Annotated in this window: 20 protein-coding genes and 1 pseudogene; 14 read left to right on the top strand and 7 right to left on the bottom strand. The window is 48.5% G+C overall.

The window, feature by feature from the left end; genetic code table 11:
- Nucleotides 1–22: 22 nt before the first annotated feature.
- The 3 genes from ACOMHB_RS12865 to ACOMHB_RS12855 form a co-directional block, all read right to left on the bottom strand.
- Nucleotides 23–1,519: a CoA-acylating methylmalonate-semialdehyde dehydrogenase gene (locus ACOMHB_RS12865; protein WP_448216924.1), complete on the bottom strand. Its 1,497-nt coding sequence runs from the start codon at nucleotides 1,517–1,519 to the stop codon at nucleotides 23–25.
- A 225-nt stretch (nucleotides 1,520–1,744) separates the two neighbouring features.
- Nucleotides 1,745–2,905 (bottom strand): iron-containing alcohol dehydrogenase, encoded by a 1,161-nt coding sequence (locus tag ACOMHB_RS12860; protein WP_448216923.1) that lies wholly within the window; start codon nucleotides 2,903–2,905, stop codon nucleotides 1,745–1,747.
- 60 nt (nucleotides 2,906–2,965) lie between these two features.
- Entirely contained in the window at nucleotides 2,966–4,546 is a 1,581-nt protein-coding gene (locus ACOMHB_RS12855) for a BCCT family transporter (RefSeq protein WP_448216922.1), read from the bottom strand.
- Between the two features lie 561 nt (nucleotides 4,547–5,107).
- Between ACOMHB_RS12855 and ACOMHB_RS12850 the strand changes: the two genes are divergently transcribed.
- Complete coding sequence (locus ACOMHB_RS12850; protein ID WP_448216921.1) at nucleotides 5,108–7,618, top strand: CoA transferase; 2,511 nt, start codon at nucleotides 5,108–5,110, stop codon at nucleotides 7,616–7,618.
- A 131-nt stretch (nucleotides 7,619–7,749) separates the two neighbouring features.
- Here the strand turns inward: ACOMHB_RS12850 and ACOMHB_RS12845 are convergent, their stop codons facing one another.
- The 4 genes and pseudogenes from ACOMHB_RS12845 to ACOMHB_RS12830 all read right to left on the bottom strand — a co-directional run bounded on the left by ACOMHB_RS12845 (nucleotide 7,750) and on the right by ACOMHB_RS12830 (nucleotide 8,915).
- Nucleotides 7,750–8,007 (bottom strand): hypothetical protein, encoded by a 258-nt coding sequence (locus tag ACOMHB_RS12845; protein ID WP_448216920.1) that lies wholly within the window; start codon nucleotides 8,005–8,007, stop codon nucleotides 7,750–7,752.
- A 6-nt stretch (nucleotides 8,008–8,013) separates the two neighbouring features.
- Nucleotides 8,014–8,064: pseudogene (locus tag ACOMHB_RS12840) on the bottom strand (hypothetical protein); the annotation flags it as partial.
- Nucleotides 8,065–8,066: 2 nt separating this feature from the next.
- The gene (locus ACOMHB_RS12835) at nucleotides 8,067–8,633 is read right to left on the bottom strand and encodes a PD-(D/E)XK nuclease family protein (RefSeq protein WP_448218634.1); all 567 of its coding nucleotides are present in this window, start codon (nucleotides 8,631–8,633) and stop codon (nucleotides 8,067–8,069) included.
- Between the two features lie 120 nt (nucleotides 8,634–8,753).
- Entirely contained in the window at nucleotides 8,754–8,915 is a 162-nt protein-coding gene (locus ACOMHB_RS12830) for a hypothetical protein (protein ID WP_448216919.1), read from the bottom strand.
- 211 nt (nucleotides 8,916–9,126) lie between these two features.
- Between ACOMHB_RS12830 and ACOMHB_RS12825 the strand changes: the two genes are divergently transcribed.
- The 13 genes from ACOMHB_RS12825 (at nucleotide 9,127) to ACOMHB_RS12765 (ending at nucleotide 24,929) form a co-directional block, all read left to right on the top strand.
- A complete protein-coding gene (locus tag ACOMHB_RS12825; RefSeq protein ID WP_448216918.1) occupies nucleotides 9,127–10,509 on the top strand; it encodes a restriction endonuclease subunit S in 1,383 nt (460 codons plus the stop codon).
- Nucleotides 10,506–10,901 carry a hypothetical protein gene (locus tag ACOMHB_RS12820; RefSeq protein ID WP_448216917.1) on the top strand — a complete coding sequence of 132 codons (396 nt, stop codon included), beginning with the start codon at nucleotides 10,506–10,508 and terminating at the stop codon, nucleotides 10,899–10,901. The genes ACOMHB_RS12825 and ACOMHB_RS12820 overlap by 4 nt, the downstream gene beginning before the upstream one ends.
- A 55-nt stretch (nucleotides 10,902–10,956) precedes the next feature.
- A complete protein-coding gene (locus tag ACOMHB_RS12815; RefSeq protein WP_448216916.1) occupies nucleotides 10,957–13,095 on the top strand; it encodes an HsdM family class I SAM-dependent methyltransferase in 2,139 nt (712 codons plus the stop codon).
- Nucleotides 13,095–14,183 (top strand): restriction endonuclease subunit S, encoded by a 1,089-nt coding sequence (locus tag ACOMHB_RS12810; protein ID WP_448216915.1) that lies wholly within the window; start codon nucleotides 13,095–13,097, stop codon nucleotides 14,181–14,183. Before ACOMHB_RS12815 ends, ACOMHB_RS12810 begins: the two co-directional genes overlap by 1 nt.
- 77 nt (nucleotides 14,184–14,260) lie before the next feature.
- Nucleotides 14,261–15,346, top strand: coding sequence for an IS630 family transposase (locus ACOMHB_RS12805; RefSeq protein WP_448218589.1), 1,086 nt, complete (start codon nucleotides 14,261–14,263; stop codon nucleotides 15,344–15,346).
- The gene (locus ACOMHB_RS12800; protein ID WP_448218681.1) at nucleotides 15,319–15,771 is read left to right on the top strand and encodes a hypothetical protein; all 453 of its coding nucleotides are present in this window, start codon (nucleotides 15,319–15,321) and stop codon (nucleotides 15,769–15,771) included. Before ACOMHB_RS12805 ends, ACOMHB_RS12800 begins: the two co-directional genes overlap by 28 nt.
- Nucleotides 15,772–15,857: 86 nt before the next feature.
- The gene (locus tag ACOMHB_RS12795) at nucleotides 15,858–16,136 is read left to right on the top strand and encodes a type II toxin-antitoxin system Phd/YefM family antitoxin (protein ID WP_448216914.1); all 279 of its coding nucleotides are present in this window, start codon (nucleotides 15,858–15,860) and stop codon (nucleotides 16,134–16,136) included.
- 3 nt (nucleotides 16,137–16,139) lie between these two features.
- The gene (locus ACOMHB_RS12790) at nucleotides 16,140–16,499 is read left to right on the top strand and encodes a type II toxin-antitoxin system RelE/ParE family toxin (protein ID WP_448216913.1); all 360 of its coding nucleotides are present in this window, start codon (nucleotides 16,140–16,142) and stop codon (nucleotides 16,497–16,499) included.
- A gap of 115 nt (nucleotides 16,500–16,614) precedes the next feature.
- Entirely contained in the window at nucleotides 16,615–17,466 is an 852-nt protein-coding gene (gene dinD, locus ACOMHB_RS12785; RefSeq protein WP_448216912.1) for a DNA damage-inducible protein D, read from the top strand.
- Entirely contained in the window at nucleotides 17,463–18,698 is a 1,236-nt protein-coding gene (locus ACOMHB_RS12780; protein ID WP_448216911.1) for a hypothetical protein, read from the top strand. The genes dinD and ACOMHB_RS12780 overlap by 4 nt, the downstream gene beginning before the upstream one ends.
- On the top strand, nucleotides 18,695–22,933 hold the full coding sequence (locus tag ACOMHB_RS12775) for a hypothetical protein (protein WP_448216910.1): 4,239 nt from the start codon (nucleotides 18,695–18,697) through the stop codon (nucleotides 22,931–22,933). Before ACOMHB_RS12780 ends, ACOMHB_RS12775 begins: the two co-directional genes overlap by 4 nt.
- A gap of 2 nt (nucleotides 22,934–22,935) precedes the next feature.
- The gene (locus tag ACOMHB_RS12770; RefSeq protein WP_448216909.1) at nucleotides 22,936–23,796 is read left to right on the top strand and encodes a hypothetical protein; all 861 of its coding nucleotides are present in this window, start codon (nucleotides 22,936–22,938) and stop codon (nucleotides 23,794–23,796) included.
- Nucleotides 23,793–24,929 carry a hypothetical protein gene (locus ACOMHB_RS12765; RefSeq protein WP_448216908.1) on the top strand — a complete coding sequence of 379 codons (1,137 nt, stop codon included), beginning with the start codon at nucleotides 23,793–23,795 and terminating at the stop codon, nucleotides 24,927–24,929. Before ACOMHB_RS12770 ends, ACOMHB_RS12765 begins: the two co-directional genes overlap by 4 nt.
- Nucleotides 24,930–24,931 lie beyond the last annotated feature (2 nt).

Genomic DNA, 24,931 nt, shown 5'->3' with positions numbered 1-24,931 from the left:
GGGCTTATTACCTGGGCTTCGCTTACTTCATAGTAGGCATGGAAAACTGGACATTTTCCCGAACACCCGCCGAAGGCCAGCGCTGGGTAATGGTCTTGCGACGTGTATAAAAACGCAACGCATCCGGACCATAAGCATGGAGATCACCAAAGAGTGAGCGTTTCCAGCCACCAAAGCTATGATAGGCCACTGGCACTGGCAAAGGCACATTGATACCAACCATTCCTACCCTGATGTGATCGGAGAAATAACGAGCGGCTTCGCCATCCCGGGTAAATATGCAAGTACCATTACCGTATTCATGACAATCAATGAGATCCATGGCTTCCTGCATACTGTTGACTCGGACAACCTGCAGAACAGGGCCAAAGATTTCATTCTGATAGCTGGTCATTTCTGGCGTTACCCTGTCAATAAGAGTGCCACCGACAAAGTAACCTTCCTGATAATCAGAAACATCTGGCTGGCGACCATCAACTACAATCTCGGCTCCCTGTTCTTCGGCACTGTCAATGAAACCGACTACTTTTTCCTGATGCTGTCGGGTAATAACCGGTCCAAAATCATTGGAACTATCACTGTAAGCACCGACTTTCAGGGACTGCATGGCTTCAGCCAGCTTGCCTACCAACTGGTTGGCCGCATCATCACCCACGGCAACGGCTACAGACAATGCCATGCAGCGCTCGCCGGAGGAACCAAAAGCTGCACCAAGCAGCTGATTAACAGCATTATCCATATCAGCATCAGGCATTACGATCGCGTGGTTCTTGGCACCACCCAATGCCTGACATCTTTTGCCTTTAGCTGTTGCTGTCGTGTAGATATACTCAGCGACAGGAGTCGATCCAACAAAGCTGATAGCCTCGACCCTTTCATCATGGAGTAGAGTATCGACAGCTTCCTTATCACCATTGACAACATTCATGACACCTGCAGGCAGACCAGCTTCGTGCAGCAGTTGAGCCACGAAAAGGGTTGAACTTGGCACCCGCTCGGAAGGCTTCAAAACAAAGGTATTGCCGCAGACAATGGCCATCGGGTACATCCAGAGAGGCACCATGACCGGGAAATTGAAGGGAGTGATCCCGGCGACAACCCCCAGAGGCTGGAACTCACTCCAGGAATCAATGCCTGGTCCGGCATTGCGACTGTGCTCTCCCTTTAGCAGCTCTGGCGCACCGCAGGCATACTCAACGTTTTCAATACCACGCTGCAGCTCCCCCATGGCATCATGAGAAATCTTGCCGTGCTCCTGGCCAATCAATTCACAGATACGTTCGGCATTTTGTTCGAGCAGTTCCTTGAACCGGAACATGATGCGGGAACGCTTAATGGGGGGCGTGTTCCTCCAGGCAGGAAAAGCTGCTTCTGCGGCGGCAACAGCTTCTTCTACCGTAGCTTTTGAAGCCAGAGCAACCTGCTTTTCAGCCTGACCAGTTGCCGGGTTATAAACCGGCTGATGACGTACATCATCATTGACTTCGCTACCATTGATAAGGTGGGCAACTGTGTTCATGATTCACTCTCTTGTTATTATCAGAAATGGTTTTCTTAGCAGCCTGTCGGACTTAAGCGTCCGTAGCGAGGATTGCAAGAAATTGAGGATAAAAATCTCTGTTTCTGAGGAGAATAGCGAGCTATTTGACGAAGAAACAGGGATTTTTAGACCAATTTATTGCAACCGCAGTAGGACAGTCTTAAGTCCGACAGGCTGCTTAGCTTGTGACTATCTTGTTTTGGTTCAGTCCCAGAGCCGCTGGTAAATGGCTTTAATCTCTTCTGCGTCAGGCACCCTGGGATTATTAGCAGGTGACCCGGATGCCAGTGCCTGCACTGCCATGGTGTCCAGCACATCAAAAAATGCATCTTTATCAATACCAAATTCCAGTGGCCCGGGAACTGAAAGCTCATCATTCAGGGCTTTCAGTTCGATCAACAGCTTTTGGTTTGCCGCTTCATCACTGTCTCCCTGTTCGGCAACGCCCATTGCCCGCGCACAGTCAGCATAACGATCGGGCGCAGCAGGAATAGAATACTCAGTGACAGCCGGTAATAGCATGGCATTGGACAAGCCGTGGGGAACATGAAAAAAAGCTCCAATAGGTCTGCTCATTCCATGGACCAGAGCTACTGATGCATTAGAAAAGGCGACACCCGCCAGGGTTGAGCCCAGCATCATGGCTTCGCGGGCTTTTTCATCACTGCCATTGTGGTAGGCAGTTCGCAGATTCGGTGCAATCAGGCGCATGGCTTCCAGAGCCTGACTATCACTGTACAAGCTGGCTTTTTTACTGACATAGGCCTCCATGGCATGGGTCAGTGCATCAATACCTGTATCTGCTGTCGTTCGGGCAGGCACAGTCAATGTAAGGTTGTAGTCCACCAACGCTGCTGTGGGCATATAAGCGGCCCCGACACAAAGCATTTTTTCATCACAGGTCTCATCTGTGATAATGGTTACTCGAGTGGCCTCAGAACCCGTGCCGGCTGTAGTGGGTATGGCAATCACAGGCATTCCGGGCTGATCCATGATCCTCGGGAACTTATAATCCCGCATTTCACCGCCATGGCATGAGAGAACAGCTATTGCCTTGGCGCTGTCGATAGGACTACCTCCACCCAGAGCAACAATACAGTCGAAGTTTCCTTGCCTGGCCATTTCAACACCCGTCTGAATCGAGCCGACGGTGGGTTCCGGTACAGTATCTGCAAAAACACTGGACTCAATGTCGTTTTCTGTCAGACAGTCTTGCAATGCCTGGACATAACCTAGCTGAACCATCATGGCATCAGAAATAATGAGAGGCTTTGCACAGCTCAAACTAGCCAGAACATCAGGAAGAGCCAGGCTAGCACCTGACCCCACCTGCATTATGCGGGGCAAAATCACTCGTGTAGACATAACAAACCTCTTTTAATCTACTAAAATGACCGTGCGAGTCCAGCGCACAGCCAATATCTATCAGGAACGCCCGTCTCTTGCCATGGACACCCTGTAACCCTCTTCAGCTGGTAAAGCCTCCTCGCGCAGGGATTTGATAAGTCCATAAGTGGCAAGAAGCAGGATGATCGAGAATGGCAGGGCCGCGACAATAGAAGCTGTTTGCAGAGCCTTAAGACCACCGGAGTGCAACAGAACGGCTGCCGAGGCACCAATCACCAGTCCCCAGAACACTCTGAATCTGGCAGGCGGATTATCATCCCCCATGGTAACCAGGGTACAGATTACTAGCGTCGCCGAGTCCCCGGAGGTAACAAAATAAGTCACCAACATAATGGTGCAGATGCATGCCATCAGTAGGGACATCAACTCACTCTCAATGAGCAGTTTCAGGGTGGTAAACAACGCAGTAGTGATATCTTTGTTCACAGCCTCTGTGACACCGCCATCGCCATACAGCTCGAGATAGAAGGCACTGTTACCAAATATAGTGATCCAGAAAGCTGCCAGTGTCGTAGGTGCCACGAGAACACCAAGGATAAATTCACGAATGGTCCGGCCCTTGGAGATACGGGCAATGAACATGCTGACAAAAGGACCCCAGGCAATCCACCAGCCCCAATAAAAGATGGTCCACCATCCCTGCCATTGAGCATCTGGCTCTGGATCAACCCACAACCCCAGGGAAACAGCATTCAACAGATAGTCACCGGTATTGGTAAAGAATGCACCCAGCAGATAGGCAGTTGGGCCAAAGATGACGAACAGGCCCAAAATAACTATGGTCAGATGCATATTGAAAACACTTAGGATACGAATGCCTTTGTTCAACCCGGTCAGTACTGAAAGAGTTGCCACTACCGAAATAACTGCGATCAGGATCACCTGATTGGTGGTAGACACTTCTATGCCCAGAAGATGGCCCAACCCGGCATTCATTTGTTGTGCGCCCAGTCCCAGCGAAGTAGCTATACCGAAAACTGTTCCAAATACTGCCAGTAAGTCAGCTGCATGACCGATAGGACCATAAATCCTGTCACCGAAGATGGGGTAAAGACTCGAGCGAATGGTGATGGGCAGCCCTTTGCGATAGGCAAAATAGGCCAGAATCAGACCAGTCACAGAAAACAGCCCCCAACCGTGCAAACCCCAGTGAAAAATCGAGATTCTCATGGCAATCTGAGCCGCTTCGACTGTCATGGCCTCGTCTTCGCTGACGAACGGATTGCTTTGAAAATGGTAAATCGGTTCGGCAATGCTCCAGAACAGGATACCAATACCAATGCCAGCACCAAATAACATGGAAAACCAGGCGAAATTACTGAACTCCGGTCTGTCATCATCACTGCCCAGGCGAATGTCGCCGTAGCGGCTGAACACCAGCCAAACAGAAAAAAACAGGAAAAACGACATTATCCCTATGTAATACCAGCCCAGATCTGAAGCAATAAAGTTTTTTGCCGAAGTATAAATACCATCGGCGTATTCAGGATTGGCAACGGTAAAAACAATAAATGCCAGAATCAGTAAAGCGGAGCCAACGGCCATAACTGGATTGGCTCCCGAAAGCAAGCCAGTATACGACGTGGTATTATTATTCATTATGTTTTGCTCTTTCCAGGTTCACGAACAACCATGACGGAACACTTGGCATGGTGACTTAAGGCCAGATCCATAGCAGTGGGGTGCGAGCGCTCCCAGAAACTTTCACAGCATTGATCTATGGGAATTGATACATTTTTATTTTTATTTTTCATTTTCAACCCTTCTTTTGGGGGTATTTATCCTCAGGGGCATCATTAAATGCAATTTGCATATCAGAGCGCGCATTTATTATCAGTGGCTGAAAAAAAAATGAGAAACAATAAAATAGACACCTGAGACCATATTATTTTTATAGCTAAACAGAGAAGGGATTCACCTTTCAATTCGGAAACGCCCATTAAACTTCGACATCAGCCAGTTTATTTTGAAAACACTCTCATTTAAGTCACGGCAAGAATGGCAAGCCCTTTTTCTGCAATAAAAAAAATCAGGTCTCAGGGATGTTTTTTTTTGCTGGTCGATCGTGCCATCCATTCATACCATTTTCCGAGCATAAACGCGTGCAATGAACGCACCGTATTTTAATGAAGCGCTGCTTCTTTTTAGCAGGATTACCAGATGCACTATAAAAATAAATTACCATTAAATGGTGTCAGGGTTATTGATTTTGGTCAGCAGATTGCTGGTCCGGCTGTTGCCATGGTACTGGCCGATCTGGGTGCAAGCGTTGTCCATATCGATCCGCCCGAAGGTCCTCAATGGGACCATCCCGCCAATGCCATTCTAAATAGAAACAAACTCTGCCTGAAGCTTGACCTCAAAACTGAATCCGGCTTGGATCGGGCACTGTCATTGATTGAAAAAGCCGATATCGTCATTGAGAGCTTCAGACCCGACGTTATGAAACGTCTGGGCATTGATTTTCAACAATTGAGAGAGTCGCGCCCGGATCTGATCACACTGTCAATTCCTGGTTTTGCCAGTAATGACCAGTTGAGAAGGGAATGGAAAGCCACTGAAGCAGTTGTTGCAGCAACTGCTGGTGCTTTCACGGACATGGGATTCAACCGCATTCTGATGGGTTTGGACCCAAGCTTTTCTCCTCTGCCACTGGCTTCTTCCTATGCCACATCTCTCGCAGCCAGTTCAGTGGTTCTGGCGCTCACTGCACGTGAGAAAACCGGTAGAGGCGATCACATTGAAGTCCCTATAATTGCTGCCATGATGGAAGGCCTCTCCTATAACTCTTACGTTGTCGAAGGATTACCAGAGCGTTACAAAACCATGCGTGAACATGAAATTGGGCATCGCAAGCACAACAACATTCCCATGGATCTCAGTTACAAAGAGCTTCAGGAGTACCTGGACCCCTTTTACCGAACCTACGAATGCGCCGATGGCCGAATGTTCTACTGTGTATGCCCATCCCACCGTAATCATGCCCGCCGGTGCCTTGAGGCTCTCGGTATTTATGAAGAACTGCTGGCTGAGGGACTACCAGATGTTGAAGACCTTCACCTGCCAATCAGAGAGTGGGATGGTGAAACATCCATAGGCGTCTATCCATTACCGAAGAAATGGGCTGACATTATTTCAGCCAAAATGAAGCAAGTGTTCCTGAGCAAAACCTCGCAAGAGTGGGGTGAAATTTTCGGTGAAGGAAAGATCCCGGGCGCTCCTCACAGAACAACCCGGGAATGGGTGAATGATGAGCACACCAATCAGTCTGGCCTGATCGTTGAGGTTAATGATCCCGTCTATGGTCTGATGAAACAACCTGGCCCCATTGCCTGGCTTGAAGAGTTTGCCGAGCAGATGGTTACTCCTAATCCACGCAAGAATGTCTGCTACGAAGAAGCCCTCTTTGAACTGAATACAGTCACTGATGAAAATGACCAGAATCGGTTTGCCGCTCGCAGGCAGAAGAAAGCTCCCGCTCAATGGCTGGACGGATTGCGCATTCTTGATCTGACCAATGTTATTGCCGGACCACACTCTACAGCCTTCATGGCTCGCTTTGGTGCCGAAGTTATTAAGCTGGACCCGGTCACCCCTCTTTATGATCCTCTGATTGGTACTCTGTTTACCTTCCAGACCGGCGTTGGCAAACGTAGCGCTCTGGTCGACATCCTATCTGAAGAAGGACGTGAGGTATTCAACAAACTGGTCAAGTCGGTAGATATAGTTGTTATCAATGCTCCTGAACGCCAGATGAAGCCTCTGGGTCTGGACCACGAATCATTGCAAGCCATTAACCCGGGTGTTCTCTTCTGTCGCCTGGATTGTTTAGGCGGCCCTTTGCCCGGACCAAAAACCAATTACATTGGTTACGACGACATCATTCAGGCCAACAGTGGTATCATGAGTCGCTTCGGTGGCCGTGAGACTCCGGAAGAACACGCCCACCTCGGCACTCTGGACGTAAACTGCGGTTTCTCCGGTGGACTGGCTATGGCAGTCTCTCTCTTCCACCGCCAGAAAACAGGTCAGCCTACCAGGGCAAGAACGTCTTTGTCTGCGGTAACCAACCTGGCACAGATTCCCTTTGCCTTTGACTACCAGGGAAGAGCTGCGTTTAATGAGCCTTCAGGTCGACAGGCTCTGGGCTATAACGCCCTGTCTCACTTCTATGAAACACAGGAAGGTTGGATTTATCTGGACAGCAACGACACCGAGTTGGGCAGACTGGATCAGGTAGAAGGCCTCAAAGGTATATTAACTGCTGACAATCTCTCAGATTATCTTGCAGAAGCCTTTAAAACAGCTCCAGCCGTTTACTGGAAGTCCTCGCTGGACAAGGTAGATGTGGCTTCGGCCATTCCACAGGCTATTGAACATCTCAGAGAGCAATACAGCCGTGTTGCTGATGGTAAAGCAGGTACCGACCTGGGCAGCTTTGCCTTCTCGATCTATCCTGAGCATCCCAGCGGCCATCAGATCACACAGATCGACCATTATTCCATTAGACCCACAGAGTCAGTTATCGTTGCTGCCACGCCTACTGAAAGGTTTGGTCATTCAACAAGAGAAGTGTTAGCTGAAATGGGCTACGACAGTGAATCTATTGAGTCAATGATTGAGCGCGGAATCGCCGGTACAGGCTGGGGCAAGGAGTTCCTTCCCAGCTGACAATCAAGCGGCGGGCACATCCTGTCACCCTCTTCGATAAGCATATTAAATTAAGCTTTTGAGACTCCTGCCAATGAGGCCGCAGCCAAAAGTCATCATTAAAGACTTTTGGCTGCGGCCATTTTTTTGAATCATAATGCAAGGGAATGATGTATAGCATCTCCCAGCTCATTCATGGCCACCTTGGAAGGCACTAGCAGCCTTACCCGAACTTCTGTCACTGAGTCATCAGTTCGCGGCAAAAGGCTTTCCAATTCACTGACCGAGAGTTGAGCAGACTTGTTTAAGGCCTCGGCATCAATCCGGTTAACTCGTGCCTGCTTAACAATTTTCAGAACCGTAAAAGTGACAACCATCAGATTGGCTGGTGAAATATTGTCATCGAGCAATTTGTCTGCCGTAGCATGCTCAACTTTATAAGTTTTACCTGAACCAGCACCGGCCAGAGTCAGAGTTTTTGATAAGTTGCCAGCTGCAAATAACGAGACTCCTTAAGCTCAGTGGAATAGCGTGATTCACTGCCCCACTTGATATCAATCACCGCCCATTTACCGCTTTTTCTCAATACAAAAAGATCGAGAGCGCCTTCAAGTTCCCCGAAAGACTCACCCTGTGACAGGGTTTTCTCGACATAAACCTCAGAAACCTCTGCTTCATAAAAATGCTCAAGCAGTTTGGTCAGTGAATGAGTCATCGTCTCAAGAAATAAGTGTTTTACTGCCCGCATTCCCTGTGCCAGCATTGGTAAAGCATACCGGAGAGCAAATTCATCAAAGTTTGCATGCAACCAGCGTTCAACGTCTGATCGCACAATTTTTTCACCCCTCCAGATATTTTGCTGGAACCAGCACTCAACCAGCTTGTGCCCCAGGTTTCCTTTAAGCCGGTTGTCCAATGAGACAGCTCTGATTGCTCCCTCAGAAAGTTTGGCCCCATATCGCAAAACGTACTCATGAGGCTTCAGCAGTAATGATGACAGGCTGCTATAGGAATGTTTGTCTCTGCCCGGAATCACTCCAGAAGAAACAGTCCACCACCTCTGGTTTTTCGGAAATTTTGCTTCTCCAAGAGCGTGCTTTTTTAAACCCGGAACCTGACCTTCAAGCAAAGCATTTTCAAGTAACGACCAGTTATCTCAGGATAAAGCCTGATCCAGATAGACCTTCAATAGGTTAGGTGCATTATCCAGCTGAATCAGAACAACCGACTCGTCAGCCTGAAAAATCGGCAATAACGCCATATTCAGACAGGCTTTCCTGAAGTCCCGTCGCTGCTCTTCGGAAGGAAGTAGCGGCAAGCCTTCAAGCTCCTTGCGTGAGAGTGGCGGAATTCGCTGATCAGGCTCGTGTTTTTGTCTAACCGCAAAATCAACTTAGATCAGATTATGCAGAACTACAAGAGCAAATATTACTTTCGCATTAATACTCACATTTTTACGTATATTGAATATTCAGTCAGAATAAGCCAATATAACCCAACACCAGAGTTCTATTTGGACCAGGAAACCAATGAAAACCCGCTACATAACAGCAAACAGACTGGACAACAGCGACGACTGGCGGGCGAGTTATCACCTGTCACCAGCCGCCCTGTTGCCAGAAATGGGAGAACATTGGCCAAGCATTCAACAGCTGGGAAGCGATTGTATCGAAGGCTGGAGGACCTCATTGAAGCCAGTCGCTGGCTTATCAGAGCATGATATTGAAGAGATGCCGTTCTACAGACTGAGGCATATCGAGAATTCCATTCTTGAAACAGACAGCCAACACGCCCAAACACCCGTTATAAAATCAAAGCCTTTCTGCATTCAGCCCTGGGATGTTGTGATTAAAAAAGTCGGCGGCATCAAAGCAGCACTCACTCTGCCTGAACACGGGCAACACCCTGCCGATGCCAACCTCGCCATCATTCGGGGAATGAACCCTGAACAGGCTTTATGGCTGACAAAATGTCTTGAGCAACCTTTATATCGAGATTACCTGGAAAGCTCCGAGCGTATTACCTCTCTGATTCGGGTTGGCATCAAACAACTTAAACAAATGCCTCTGAACCCCATGCCGGAAAGCTTCAAACAACCGGCAAGCGTTTTTATCGCCCAATACCGGCAGCTGGCCGAAGCTCGCTACCAGTTGGATGCATTAAGACAGGAAGTCAACAAGTGGATGAAAGACTGGCAACAGGGATTGGAAAGGTTTATAAACCACCAGCCCTGGCAAAAACGCTGGCAATCATTCCCGGCATCCGATATCGGTGATAACTGGCTGATGTCTTATACCGAGCAACGCTATATGGCCAGATTATGTGTGCAGGAATACAATGCCTGCCTGCTTGAAAACCTGGCGTCTATCAACCCACGTCAGCCCGAATACTCAGGTGAGGACAATCGAACACGCGCCCTGAGAATCCGGGATATCGACAACCATTTTGGTCTTTCAAGCCAACCTCAGCCCCTTAGCGAAATGATATGGCGCACCCGACCACGCCCCAATCAACCATACGATGTTTTGGTTTCAACCTTTATCCATCAAATTAAAGTGGGCTTTATTGAGCAAACACCTGATCGGGAAACCTTGCCCAGCGATCAGCTGGCCACCCTCGCTTTTCATAAATACCAGGGAGCCTATGCCCTGATGATGGAAACCCCCTTTGTTCGCAGTCAGTTGTCGCGGCTGGCAACAGGATCGGTGCAACAGTTTGTACCGACCACCATGATTCGCAAACTGGTACTACCCCCTATTGAGCAAAACCCCGAACAAGCCCAACGCTGGCACCGCTTACTGGTTAAAAGCACGACAAAGGCCGCCAGAGCCCGACAGCAAATGACGGAACTAGCCCCAGCTTTACAACAGATTTTTGATCAGGCCCACGCCTGGCAGGGAGGCAAATCATGAACCCGATTCATTCAGGGCTGGATAACATTAAAAGAAACCTCAGCCAGAGCGCACAGACACTGGAACAACTCTGGCAGGGCTACCAGCAACTCTGGCAGCAAGCTGGCTGGGATCAAGGGCAACTGCGACTGTGGTTAAGCGCCCTACCCGATATCAGTATCCAGAACAGCGACAGTGACAACCCTGAATACAGCTTTGCGAGTAACGAAGCACAGGGCGACGATCTGGGCAGCCTGATTCTACAGACCGTCGATAATCTGGGCGGGCGCGTTCAAATCAATGCTCTGCTTCAAAAACTTCCGGTTGAAATGGTCACTATTGAACAAATCAAAGTTGCCGTAAACCAGCACCCTGAATTAAGCCTGATGGGACCTTTTGTCCGCAGGCACTGAAAACACGTTTGCATTATTTAACGACGAATAGCGCACAGTTAAACAGGAACAACCTATGTCTGACCAGACAGCGACAGAATTCAACGCCCAGTATCTTCTGAGCGAATATCGCCAGAAGCAATACGACCGCAGCGATGATCTGCCAAAAACTCACGACTTTGCCCAGGCTGCCAGAGTCTGGGGCGAACACCAGGGTAACGATACACCGCATATCTTGCTGATCGCCCTGAATGAAGGGCACTGGGATTACTCCGAACCCACCAGACTGGAAGAACTGGCCATTGAACTCTGCGCCAGCATTCCGGGAGACTGGCCGGTATTTGCCCACCTGCACGACACTGCCACCCACAAAAATGTTTATTTCAGCCTGTTTGGCAAACAAGGCACCCATTCCGTTGATGAAATCCCTTCTGTGGAACTGATGCGAGAACATCAGCGACTGAATGAAGACCCGACCTTTCGCTGGTCCATGAAAACCTACACGACACTGATGCACCGACTGGATGATTTCCACGAGCAAGTGTACCAGACCGTTAAAGATAAGGTGTCTGACAAAAACGACATTATTGAAGAAGTGGCCAAGCTGCTGTTTCTGGAATCCTTCCGTCTGCATTACGGTGAGAACCTGACTTTTACCTATAAAGGTCAGCAGCTGAATTTGCGTGAAGTCTTCAACTATCACTACGTGGCAGATAAAGGAGACACCGCCGTACATCAGATTCAGGCAGCCTTTGATGAGCTGAAACTGCATAAAGATTATGTGGTGGTCGATGATGAAGGCAACCGCAACCCGATCTTTGATGAGAAAACCCACCTGCGTCTGGTGCAACCCCGTAATTACGAAACCCTGTTAAAAGCAATTCAGGATCTGGGGCCGGTAACTGATAACCGCAACCTACCGGTTCCGAACAAAGAGCAAGGCACTTTGGCAGATATGTCCGGCGATTTACTGGGTCGGGTGTTCGATGTTTTCCTGCGTGCCAACTTTGAATCCAAAGGCGGACTGGGTGTTTACCTGACCCCCAATCCAGTGAAACAGGCCATGCTGGAAATGGCGTTTCACGATATCAAAGAACAATCCCCGGAAGAGTTAACCGCCCGTGATGCCGATGGTAATCCGGTATTTATGTTTGGTGATCCTACCTGCGGTTCCTACGGTTTTGGTTCTGTGGCCATGCGTCATTTAAGGACCGCTCTGGATGAACTGCCCATGCAGGACAACCTGCGTGACAAGCTCTGGGAAGATATGCTGAACAACAGCTTTATCGGTGCTGATGCCGCCCCACGCATGGTGATGCTGGCGCGGGTCAATATGGCCTTGCAGGGGGCAAACAAAGCCAAGATTTTTTATACCGATAACTCCCTGACCAGCCGCTCCCTGAAGCCTAATAGCCTGAGCCTGATCTGCACCAACCCGCCCTTTGGTACGCCGAAGTTCAAAAGCGACAAGCGCGGCAAGGAATCCAAAAAACAGTACGAAGAAAATATGGAGCAAGTGCTGGGTGGTTTCCGTCCTGCTGAGCAGGTGGTGGAATCGTATAACGCCTATTACGACTATGAAAGAATGGAATGGAAAGATACTGGCGACCTGTTTAAAGACGACGATGGTAATCCACTCTGGGCAGGTTTCAGAACTGACCTGCGTAATGTTTCCAACGGCAAAAAAGCCAAATACCAGCTACGCCCTTCTCCTAAAGGTTTGGCATTGGGCAGCAAACCCAATAAAAGTGGCGAGTGGAAGCAGGTAAAAGGCGGCTCCATTGATCCGGCGGTACTCTTTATTGACCGCTGCCTGCAACTGCTGAAACCCGGCGGTCGTCTGTTGATTGTTCTGCCCGATGGCATTCTCTGCAACTCCGGTGACCGTTATGTGCGGGAATACATTATGGGCAAAAAGGATGAGAAAAGCGGTGAGTTTGTGGGCGGTAAGGCCATTGTTAAAGCCGTAGTCAGTCTGCCAGCAGATACCTTTAAACTGTCGGGTACGGGTGCCAAAACCTCTATTCTTTATTTGCAGAAACGTCCGGCTGATCCTGAGAATGAAGATCGTTTTCTGCCGGAACCTCAGGGCGATGTATTTATGGCTGTGGCTGAAACTCTGGGCTATCTGGTGAAGAATAATGTGGAGGATTACTCCGCGGGTGTTTCCAATGATCTGGATAAGATTGTTGGTGCTTATAGGCGGGGTGAGTGATGTCTGTTGATACCTTGCGCGAAACGCATCATATAAACCGAATCTCTACTAATCAGCTTGATGACTTCCTCACAGCTCAAACCTATCGTCCTGAAATCACTTCAGCTTACGATAAAGTGCAGGCATTCAATCATACGTCACTTCAAAGTTTATGTAGGGAAATAATTAGACAAGGCCCAACTCCAACTTTTGGACACAATGGTGATCCATGCCTTAAATCGAAGCATACAGCTGATTTGCTTTGCATTGATGTCGATGGAGATCTGGTTGATCCAGCGTTTGCCAAAGCGCATAAGAAATTCAAAGTTAATCCAGGAGATCTTGTTATTACTCGAAAGGGTACAGGTACTATTGGCCGAGCTTCGATTTTCTGCGGTAAAAAACCTTTAAATACCGACGATCTTATATTTAAAGTTTCGATATCGAATGGTGACTCTGCTTTTGTAGCCGCTTATCTTCGTTCTTATTGGGGAGAACGCCTTCTTGAAAAAGGAGTTTATGGCAGTACAGGACAAATAAGCATCTCCAGTACTCATATTCGAGGCCTACCAATTATTCAGTGTGATAAACGAGTTGAAAAATACATCGGCGATAAAGTCCGTCAGGCCGAGCGGCTCAGGGCTTGGGCGAAAGAGATTGAGAATGATTTGGCAGAAACGACATCCTCTGATGAAATAAAAATGGCTTTGGCTACTAAGTCAAAACATATCAGCCGTCCCAATGTTTTAGATTTAACACCAAGACTTGATCCTAAATATTACGGAAACAGGGCCTTGGAAGTTCTGCGTGCGGCCCATCAAAACAGCGTACCGCTTTACACACTTGTTGCAGAAATTAGCAATGGATTTGAGGAACGTAGCTTTACAGAAACTGGTGTTGATTACATTACGGTTTCTGAGGTTTCTTCTGGCAGACTTGACCTGAGTACATCACCAAAAATCAGTATAGAAGCGGACATACCTGACAAAGCACAAATCAATGAGCGTTGCGTTCTGGCAGTTAGAACAGGTTCTATTGGCAATGCTGTCAAAGTAGATGAACGAGACAAGCATGCCGTTATCAGCAGCCACCTTATTAAGCTAGTGTAGTGCGACCTAATTAACAGTACATAAAGACTCCTAACGGTCTACTATGGATGTTATTCCAACCACTGCCTGTTTTTACTATGCGAGTTGCCACAGAGATAATACTTGATGCTTCTGAAGAAATACGACTCAGAAAGATTACTTCATCAAATACTTGCCCTCTTCGCTTGGCCCGCCGTGCCCAGATTGTTCTTCTCTCTGCAGAAGGAAAAAGCAATCTTGAGATTGCGCAAATACTGAAGATCGGTCGTCATCAGGTCAGCCGCTGGCGTGACCGATATGCTCAGGAAGGCTTCTCCGGGATTGAACAGGATCGAGCTCGCAGTGGCCGTAAAAAGAAGATTGATGCTGCTGAGATTGTGAGTCTGACCACAAACACCCTTCCGGAAAATGCCACTCACTGGAGCACCCGAACTATGGCTGCTGTTAGCGGTATCAGTGAGAGAAGTGTTCGCCGGATATGGCATGCATATGGCCTCAAGCCTCACCTGGAAAAGACATTCAAGGTGTCCCGAGACCCGAAATTTGTGGAGAAGCTTGAAGATATTGTCGGACTCTATCTGTCTCCTCCTGAACATGCGTTGGTGCTGTGCTGTGATGAAAAAAGTCAGGTTCAGGCACTCGATCGAACACAGCCTGGCTTACCGTTGAAGAAAGGGCGTGCCGCAACAATGACTCATGATTATAAACGACATGGTACAACCACTCTCTTTGCAGCACTGAATGTACTTGATGGTGCTGTCATCGGTCAGTGCCAGCAGCGTCATACCCATGTGGAATGGTTGAAGTTTCTTAAACAGATAAATAGGGAAACGGCAAAAGACAAAGAGCTGCACCTGATTTGCGACAACTATGCGACTCACAAACACCCGAAGGTGCGAGAATGGCTGGAAAAACATCCTCGTTTTCATATGCACTTTACGCCAACGTCAGCATCATGGTTAAACATGGTTGAGAGATTTTTTCGGGATCTCACGAGTCAGCGTTTACGCCGTGGTGTGTTTGTCAGTGTGCCACAGCTAGTCAGTGCGATTGATGAATATATTGAAAAGCATAATCAAAATCCAAAGCCGTTTATCTGGACTGCTAAGGCAAATGATATCTTAGAAAAAGTCGTTCGGGCTAATCGCCGGTTAAGTTGCAAAAAGAACGACGCACTACACTAGAGTTCAAATCAGAATCAGTCGCTGCTGCTGTTTCCAGTTTTTTGAATTCAGAAGCCGGTAATGTGCTTCAACACAAGATCAGTTATGGAGCTGTCCAACCGCAGATAGGCCAAGATGAATTACTGAAGCTACCTATTCCTCAGTTCATTCTTGATGCTGCTGATGAATTATTGGCAATACTGAAAGACCGGGAAAATTGCATCAGGGCATGCAAAGCTCTTACCCAAGCAGCCAAATTCCTGGTCGAAGCCCTGATCGAAGGCCAACTCACCGAACAACAGCTAATCCAAGCCGAATCCAGCGCAACCGCCAACCGCGCCCTTCTGGAACGCCTGAAAACCGATGGTTTCGATGGCAAAGGCGAACCCCTGTTCCCGGATATTGACCAGCTGGAACAACTGCTGGAGGAAGCGGCGGATCAGTAAATCCGCCCTTGCTACAAAGCGCCTTTTAAGGACTATAATTAAGAACCTTAAAAGGCACTTTATAAGACTTTCATCAGGAGGACGCCATGCGTATGGACCAAATCAAACCGATCAGTTATCTGAAAAAAAACACCTCAGCGGTGATTAACGAAATCCGGGAAAACCGCCAGCCCATGGTGATTACCCAGAACGGCGAGGCCAGCGCCGTCATTCTCGATGCCGATAGCTACCAGCAACAGCAGGAGTTACTGGCACTGCTGAAAATTCTGGCCACTGGTCAGCAACAGATCGAACAGGGCGATACCGAACCCGCTGAAGCGTTTTTCAATCGGCTTAAACAACAGATAGAGTCTGGCGAGCGGTAATTGATGAGCAAACCTGAACCGTCCGGGGCAACCGAAAGTCCGTCTTACACTGTCTACCTCACCCGCTGGGCACAACAGGATTTACAGGATATCAGCCGTTTCCTGCTGCAGAAAACCGGACAACAGCAGGTGCTGACCTGGCTGGATGAACTGCAAAATGCCATCAGCACCCTGAACACTATGCCTGAGCGGGGCCATTGGGTACCGGAGATGCTGGCCGCAGGTATGAAAACTCACCGGGAACTGTCTCATCCACCTTACCGGATTATTTACCAGATTCGGGAACAGTCGGTCTTTGTGTTCACCGTTATTGATAGCCGCAGGGATTTACAGAGTCTGCTGAAAAAGCGGCTGCTGGAATGACATTGAACCGGCCTCCTTCACGACCCTATTGCGCAGCTGCGCAATATGGTCAGAAGCCAGAACGGGCAGGGCGTGCTATATAATAACTGTTTTTTTATACAGGTAGAGACAGAGCATGGATAAATCAATGAACACAGATCATCAGAGTTTTGAGTCCATCAGGCAGGTGAATGAACACGGTCAGGCATTCTGGTCTGCCAGACAATTAAGCAAAGTTCTGGGATATTCTGAATATCGAAACTTTCAGCCCGTCATAGCGAAAGCCGCCGAGGCCTGCACTAACAGCGATCAGGCTATTTCAGACCATTTCGTGGAGATCCACGAAATGGTTCTGATCGGCTCCGGTGCCAAACGCAAACTGCCCGACGTGCGCCTGTCCCGCTATGCCTGTTATCTGGTGGTTCAGAACGGTGACCCGTCCAAGCCAGTGATCGCCAATGGTCAGACCTACTTTGCCCTGCAAACCCGCCGTCAGGAGCTGGCCGATGATCAGGCTTTCAAGCAGCTGAAGGAAGATGAAAAACGCTTACTGCTGCGGGAAGAGATGAAAGAACATAATAAACAGTTGGTGGACGCTGCGGCCGATGCCGGTGTCACCACCAATATGGATTTTGCCATTTTCCAGAACCACGGTTACCGGGGGCTTTATGGCGGGCTGGATGCCAAAGATATCCACCAGCGCAAAGGGCTGAAAAAAAGCCATAAAATTCTCGATTTTATGGGCTCGACCGAACTGGCCGCCAACCTGTTCCGGGCTACCCAGACCGAAGAAAAGTTACGCCGTGATCAGGTGCAGGGCAAAACCCAGGCCAACCAGACCCATCATCAGGTCGGCGCCAAAGTAAGACAGACCATTGATGAGCTGGGTGGCACTATGCCTGAAGACCTGCCCACACCGGAAACCAGCGTTAAACAACTGGAAAAGCAAAAAAATAAAATCAGCAAGGCGGAGGATAACCAGGAATGAAAGACTACCCTGTTGCTGCCCTGCTGAAACTCTTCAGCCATGGACAATGTCGTTTTGCCCCCCGGCTCGATACATTACTGACCGGGCTGGCCCACCCTGCCCCTGAGTCAAAGCTCTGGAGCATCAGCCAGAGGCTGTTAAAAGTTCGTAGCCAGCTGTCGTCTGACGAAGAAGCGGTAGCAGCCATTCTCGCCACCGATAAAACCATTCGCCAGCCCTGGTTATCCGTTATGGCGGGCAGGGTTAAAGAAGCAGGCAAGCTTAGTAATCAGGATGCCCTTATACAGCTGGTTACTCGCCTTGGCTCTGCCGCACCCTGGGTGGAAGAAGCCCTGCCTTCGGCCAGTATTGCCCCAACAGAATTTCAGAGTCTGGAGCAACAATTATTAGGTGCCGGTGTTGAGCAAAGCCAGTCGCTTCCCGTTATTACCCGGGTGTTAGCCGCAGCAGCCCAGCTGACACAGTGGCAACCCTACCCTTTACCAGAACTGAAGCCTCTGGACGATACTTGCAACCCTGAAAAAAACTGGGTTTCCGGGCGTTTACTGCAACTGCCGCCATTCATCTTCTCCAGTAATCATTTTGCGGCCATAAACACCGATTCAAAACAGCCACAAATGCTGTTACAACAACAAAAACCCCATAGCAGCCATGGCAAGCTGGCCGATATTGCTGCCACCCCCTGGTATTTCCTGTTATGCGCCATTGTCTACGCCCAGGACAGCTGGGCAGCGGAACAAACGGGCGGTTTATTGCTGCAGTTACCAGCAGGTCAGCAACCCACTCACCCGACAGAAATTCAGGTGCTGGTTGAAGACAGCGAAGGAATTGAGATTTTCTGCGGCACTCTGGCAGAATTGGTGACACGCATGCTGGGTGCTTTGGGTATGGAACTCTTTCCAAAAACACCCGATACCCATGGGCTTAATGCCCTGTTATCCCCCATGATTCAAAAAATGCTGGAACAGAAACTGTGGTGGTTTAATGAAGGGCTGTCGGGTGAACAGGGTTATTACACCATTGATCCGGCCTTTGCCGACGAATGTTACGGGATAGAAGGCAGCCGTCTTTTTGGGCGACTGGGTCGCCCTGTCTGGGAAGCCGTTAGAAAACAAGCTGTACAGTGGCGGAAAGAAAAGCATTCAGGGAAAAAACTCCGGCAACAAAAGACGTTAGCAAATTTTGATGGACAGAACCGGCAACCCAGCAAATTATCAGGAGCTAATTTATGAATACAGGAGCAATGACAACTGCTGGTGTGGCCACCATTGCCAGGCATCACAACTGGGCCGCAACGGGTGTATCCGATTATCCACCACAAGACCCCTTGGTGGGACAAGGGCTTTTCTTTGAACGCTATAAAACCTTTATCCATACCGTAGACCGGGATGAAGATAAGTTCGCCCACGTGTTTGCCATTGAAGGGGAATGGGGACGGGGTAAATCCCGTCTGGGTCATGAACTGATCGCCCAGATCAATGAATGCTCTCAGGGCTGGTTTGTTCGGGACAGCAAAACCGGCCAACTGAACGATGCCCAGCTGTTCAATAAGGAAGAAGACCGGGACGGCTATCTCGGTCTCTATATTCGATACTCGCAGGTCGCTTCTGAGTTCCAGAATGCCAACAACTGGTTTGGTTTTGGTGTTTATAAAGCTCTGTTACCGCTGGCAACCGAGACCTTTGATGACTCTATTCAGGGGGGGATCGCAAAACAGGCCTTTAACCGCTATAGAGGTTTTGGTTTTGACTCTGCTCAGCTGGCACAGGCATTGGAGCTGGATAAAAAACACAGCACGCAAGCTTTGTATGAAGAGCCCGGGCTGTTAACCCGTCTGGTTAATCAGGCGTTCGAGTATCTTGAGAAATTTGGCATCAAACATGTTTTGCTGGTTCTGGATGAGCTGGAGACCATTGCCGAAGCCGCTTCTTTTGGCCTTGAAGACGACGATACCAAACGTTTGGACGGTCAGGCTATTCGCTTGATTGGTCGTGCCATTAAAGAAGAAGACCACCGCCGGAATTTCCCCTGGCTGCGTTATGTCGCACTATGCTCTCCGTTGCTCGGCCAGCAGATGCGAGAGGTAAAATCCAATGCCCGTCGTTTTGAGCTGGTGCAGCTGGAACACAACGCCTTTGCCGATGTATCGGACTATGTTAAACGCCTGAATGCAGATCGTAAGTTGCGCCATACCTACCCTGCCGGACTGGTTGAAGCGGCCTATACCATGAGCGGTGCAAACTTTGGCTGGTTCAACGTGATTATGTCCAATGTGGATGTTGTGCTGGATGAGCTGACCAATGCTGGTCAACCGGTTCCGCCGAATGGCGAGCTATTTGATATTCTTATTCGCAAATCAGGCCGGGTTTCAGAGCATGTGCTTGATCACCATGCCATAGATGGCATTAATACTCTGAACCGGGATTTGCTGGCAGAAGCACGCACCCTGTTATTTGGTCAGTTACCTGTTGCTCTTGAAGGCTGCTCAGCACTAACAAAAGCCCTGCTTGATCATCAGAACGAGGATAATGAGCCAGTGGCCAGTTTATACCGCAAGGTTAAATGGGACCCGCTGGAATGCCGTCAGGCCTTGAAAGAATATAAGTTTATTCGGGATAAGGAAGAATGGTCTTATCCAAGTATTGAGCAGCCTCTTTCTCTTAATGCCTTACTGCAAAATCTGCAGACGTTTGCCATTAATGAAACTGAAGAAGACAGCCTACTGATTCCACTCTCTTTGGGTGAGTTTCGCCATCTGATCAACCTGCTCTATAACCACCCTGCCGCCGAATACGCAGCAGAAGCCCTGTGGCGTAAGTTCTTTGGTGACGACAAGGAACTGTCGGAGGCGTTTGCAACCCATATTGGCCCAAGTATTGCCATGCTGCTGAAGCTGGATCTGCGTTATCGCAGCCAGCAAAGTAACTCCATGATTTTCCTGGACACTGAACATGCCGATACTCACAGTCAGGGCGTCACAGCCTGGGAAGCCGCGCTGCCTAAAGAGCCATTGCTTCGCAATATCACCCGATTGACGGGTATTTATCGGTTGCTGGATAACAACTGGGGCTATCAGCCCGTTGTTTACAGTAACGCTTCTGATTTAGCCATTATTCAACCAGCAAGAGGCGGCTTGCAGTCTTGCGAAGGCCTCAGATTACACCCTAATAACCAAGTCTGGTTCGCCTGGGTCAATAACAATGATGAGTTAAACAGCCTGCACCGTGAAGTGACCGCACAGCGTGCATCCGGACGTTTGCCGGTAATGGCTTTTACCACATCCATTGGTGTTTTCGACTTTTACCGAAAAGGCACTGCCACCAGCACGCAGAATGATATTCTGCTCTATCAACTTAACACCAGCGAAACGGATACCTTTGAGCTGATCGGCTTGCCTCAACAGTATTCTTTGGGTCTTGATCTTAAAAACAATCTGTTTAACGCCAAGTTCAAGGGACGACTGAATAACCTGAAAGACCATGCTTATCAGGCTATTCATCAATGGCGAAAATCTCTAAATGAGCAAGGACTGATTGCGTGGCCGCTGCGTCCTTCAGGCAAACTGAATCCTCAAAAACGCGACGAATTGTTTAAAGCCTGGAAGTTACTGGGTATAGATCAGCCGGGGACTGGACTTGCCAGCCTGACATCAGAGCATTCTGTGGATGCAGTAGAAATTGCCAACCTTCTGAGTGATTTGTCAGTACCAGGATCTGTCACCAGTAAAGGTTACGACAAAACCGAACATGCTGGCTTGTTCTCCGACGTTGACAACCCGAACCATGCATTGGCACAGCTACCACCCTTTCTGGCGAGTATCACCAACCCCGCTAAAGATCATGCCTGGACTTTTAGCCAGGCCAAAATGAATTGGTACTGGGGGTATCTGTGGGACAATGCCAATAATCCTAAATCAGTGTTTGAAGACTGGATGTGGTGGGCTGCACAGCTGAACCTGCTGGAGGTTAAACCGGAACACCGTATTGGTAATGACCCCAAGTGGACGGGTGTACCCAGAGCTTCATTTGAAAATGTGATTACGGAAGCAAGAAACTGGCTGGATGATGATCAGCCAGGGCATTACCGTGAAACGGTAGAGCAACTGAAGAAAGTGTATGGGCAGGAGCGCATCAATGGTCTTTTTGCTCCATCAGGCCCAAAAACGACTAATGCTGTGACCGCACTTGATCGTGCCCAGATCACATTTGACCGTTTAAAGCAGGCAGAAGAGAAGCTGGATATTACTATCGATCTGGACGATTTAGCTCGGGCAATGGTTTCCTGCATTAAAGATCGTAATGATGTACTCGCACAAGTTGACAGGGTAAAACCTGCTGATAGCTATAAGCCGGGACATCAGAATTTCAACACTATAGATCTTGGCAACGATGATATCCCCCTTTACAACCGCATTGAGCAAGCCAGAGAGTTTGCAGAAATTGTTAATAATTGTGGAGAAAAAATCAGTAGTAGAGTCTCTCAGCTGGTTGAAGACCTGAGAGAAGATCCTGAAGCCCAGGTTCCTTTCCCCCAGAATCTTTTCACGCTCTCACTTCAGACTATTACTCATATCCTCGAAGGAGCACTTGATCGCAACATGGAATCAGCTACTGCCAAGCGTGAAGCGGGCGGCAGCTCGGAAACACTGCTGCATTATTTGAGAGATCTTAAAATTGATAAAGCCTACAACAGACTTCAATTGTTAGGACATGAAGTAGGTTACAACCTGTCGAATAACAGCCTCTGTGCCCCCGATGATATCAGTGGGCATATTATGACCACTTTTAAGCGATTCAAGACTTCCTTTAAAAAACTGCTTGAACAGTTTGACGGCTATAAAAAGGGGGTAGAACGTTGTAAGCAACAGTTGGAAATGCTCCCCGCTGATTATGAAGATAAGAATGTTCTGAATATTCTCACTGATCTGGAAGATCAACTTACCTTTATTGGTGATGCCTTTGAAGATATTGTCGACAATGTTGAAAGTGAGCGGCAGCGATTTTCTGAGCAATCCTGCAAAGGGCAATTCAGCAGCATTAAAGATATTCCTGAGCGCTTGGTGAGCCCGGTTCAGAAACAGTTGAATGCATTTGCGGGACACTTGCTCACTATTCAGAACCAGATAAAAGGTTATCAGAAGGAGAAGCTGGACGCTGCCAATGGCGAGCTAATGGAAACGCTAAACCCATTGTTCAAGGTTTGTGGTCAGCCTGAAATGCCAGTGCTTCAACAGCATGAAATCAGTCATCAGACACTACACGATCTTGGTCTGACTCTTGAGGCCAGGGAAGCAAAATGGTCAAGAGAAGCAGAGAAGTTGCTGGAACCAACCGGTATCAATTTACAGCGGTGGATTGAGATTGCTAAAGCCCTTAATGCCGAGCAAGAACCGGACTTGACCTCTGATGAACGTCAGGCACTGGAAAAGGCTGGCATTATTCGTTATCGCACGACCTACGGTGGCTAAAAATGACATTATCAGTCTATCTTCAGTCTTCTCTGGCGAATCATCGACGTGGAAGACTGCTGGGTAAATTACTTAAGGCTGAAGCATCAGAGAACTCCTTCCCCGATGCCGGACTAATGTTGATGCCCGGGCAGGCATTTCAGGCTTTAGCTCTGGAAAAGCAGGAAGCATTTTTTAACTGGTGTAGTCAGCCCGGAAGGACTCTGCTCTTGATTCCGCCTTTTAGCGAGAAACAATTATCAGAGTCAGAGTTCATTGACTGGCATTTTGCCTACAGAGAATCACCCGCTGCGGCTGATGAGGATTCTTTACCGGGCGTTCTGGCAGATGAGGTGAATCTCTCTCTTCAGGGTACCGATGGCGCTTTTGATTCAGAGCATGACCATCAATGGCTTGATATGTCTCCAAACTCTCGCTACTGGAAGAAACACGCCGGTACAGGGGTATTTGCGGCCACCGTTCTCCCTCTTTGGTCGATATCTCTGCTGGGACACGGTGAGTTATTGCAGTCCTGGCTAGGTCATATTCACAGCCATGCAGGAAAGGCTTCTGACTCTACGAAATCCTCAGCAGATCAGCAGAACGAAGTGGTTATTAAGGATACCGATTACACGACTATGGTTTGTATCCACGGCTGGTCATGCCAAACCCTTTCTGACCTGACTGATAAATTGTATGCAACAGGCGGCATTCCTGTTTTCTCCATCGAGCAAGATGAACTGGAAGAGTCGTTAAAAAGATTAAAGCAGGCAAAGTATCTGGTTGCAGAAGAATCGCTGATTAGTTTGTCAGAAGCCGGGGTTTCTGTTCTGGAGGCTTCTCCATATCTGGCCTATGCCGACAGTTTAAGGAAGAGTTTGTGAAAAATATAAACCTTGCTCAGTCTCTGGCTATTGAGAGCCAGTTACGACTGCCCGGCAGCGCCGGGCGTTTGATAAAACAGATCAGGGATATTGAGTCTGTAGCCCCGCTATTTCGTGATGCCGGGCTGGTCAAATCTGTTCACCGGCCTGCAATGCTGGACTTGAACGTTTCTGGCATTGCCACACGTTCCACCATCAAAAAAGCGTTAGGCGGCTTTTTATTCGCTTCTGCGGCGGTAGCGAGCAATATTCTGATTAATCGAAATCAAGTGGCAACTCAGGGAAGTGACTCCGTCTCAGAGCTGGATGATATTGACTTTGAAGCTCAAAGAAAGCGACTCGATCTTATTGAAATGCGGTTAGCCTACCGGCTTGTTGAAAAACAGTTGAAATCCAGTACCCCACCACAATTGATTTTGCTGGACACACCTTTGTTCATTAGTCGTGATATGGCACCACTGGAGAGAAACCAAAAGCATAAAGAAGAATATACCAAAACCCGTGATTTTATCCGCAGCTTTTGGGAGACCCATCGTGAGCAGCTTTTCCCGTGGAATAAAGAAGGCCCGGTCATCGCCAGTATTGTTGCAGAGCGCTTCAGCGCGATAATCAGCATTGCCAAGCATGATTTACGGACAGAGACTGGTCGTAAACATTTATTACTGTCAGATGGTTTTTCTGAAGAACAGGCAAATCAACTGACCAATCTAAATGAAAAACTGATTGGTGTGGGTGATACCCGTTTTATCAACGGCATCCTTAGCGCATTTACCCGAACTATTGCTTTCAGAATGACAGAGAGCGAAACCAGGCTGGAACCCTCTGAAGCAGTCACACCGGGAGTAACCGGCTTCCATTATAAAGGTGGCAGAGGCAGCCAGATTCAAATGGTTCAACTGGCAGGCGAAGAGCCCGACTGGAACACCAAAACACTGGACGAAGTGGCATGGAAACTGATGGTTCTGGATATGCAGAACCGCAAAAAAGTATTGCCACTACCCCAGCTTCTCGGCCAGGAACAACTGAAGCTGCTGGACCAGTTTGTTATTTATTACCGCCAGGGAATCAGTGAAGCCCTGAAGAAGAATGATATTGAAGAGACCTGGCTTTCAGGTCTGGATGAGGAATTTTAAGC

The organism is Endozoicomonas sp. 2B-B (genome assembly GCF_053470045.1).
The sequence above is the reverse complement of the archived record's forward strand: the minus strand, read 5'-3'. Positions and strand labels throughout refer to the sequence as shown.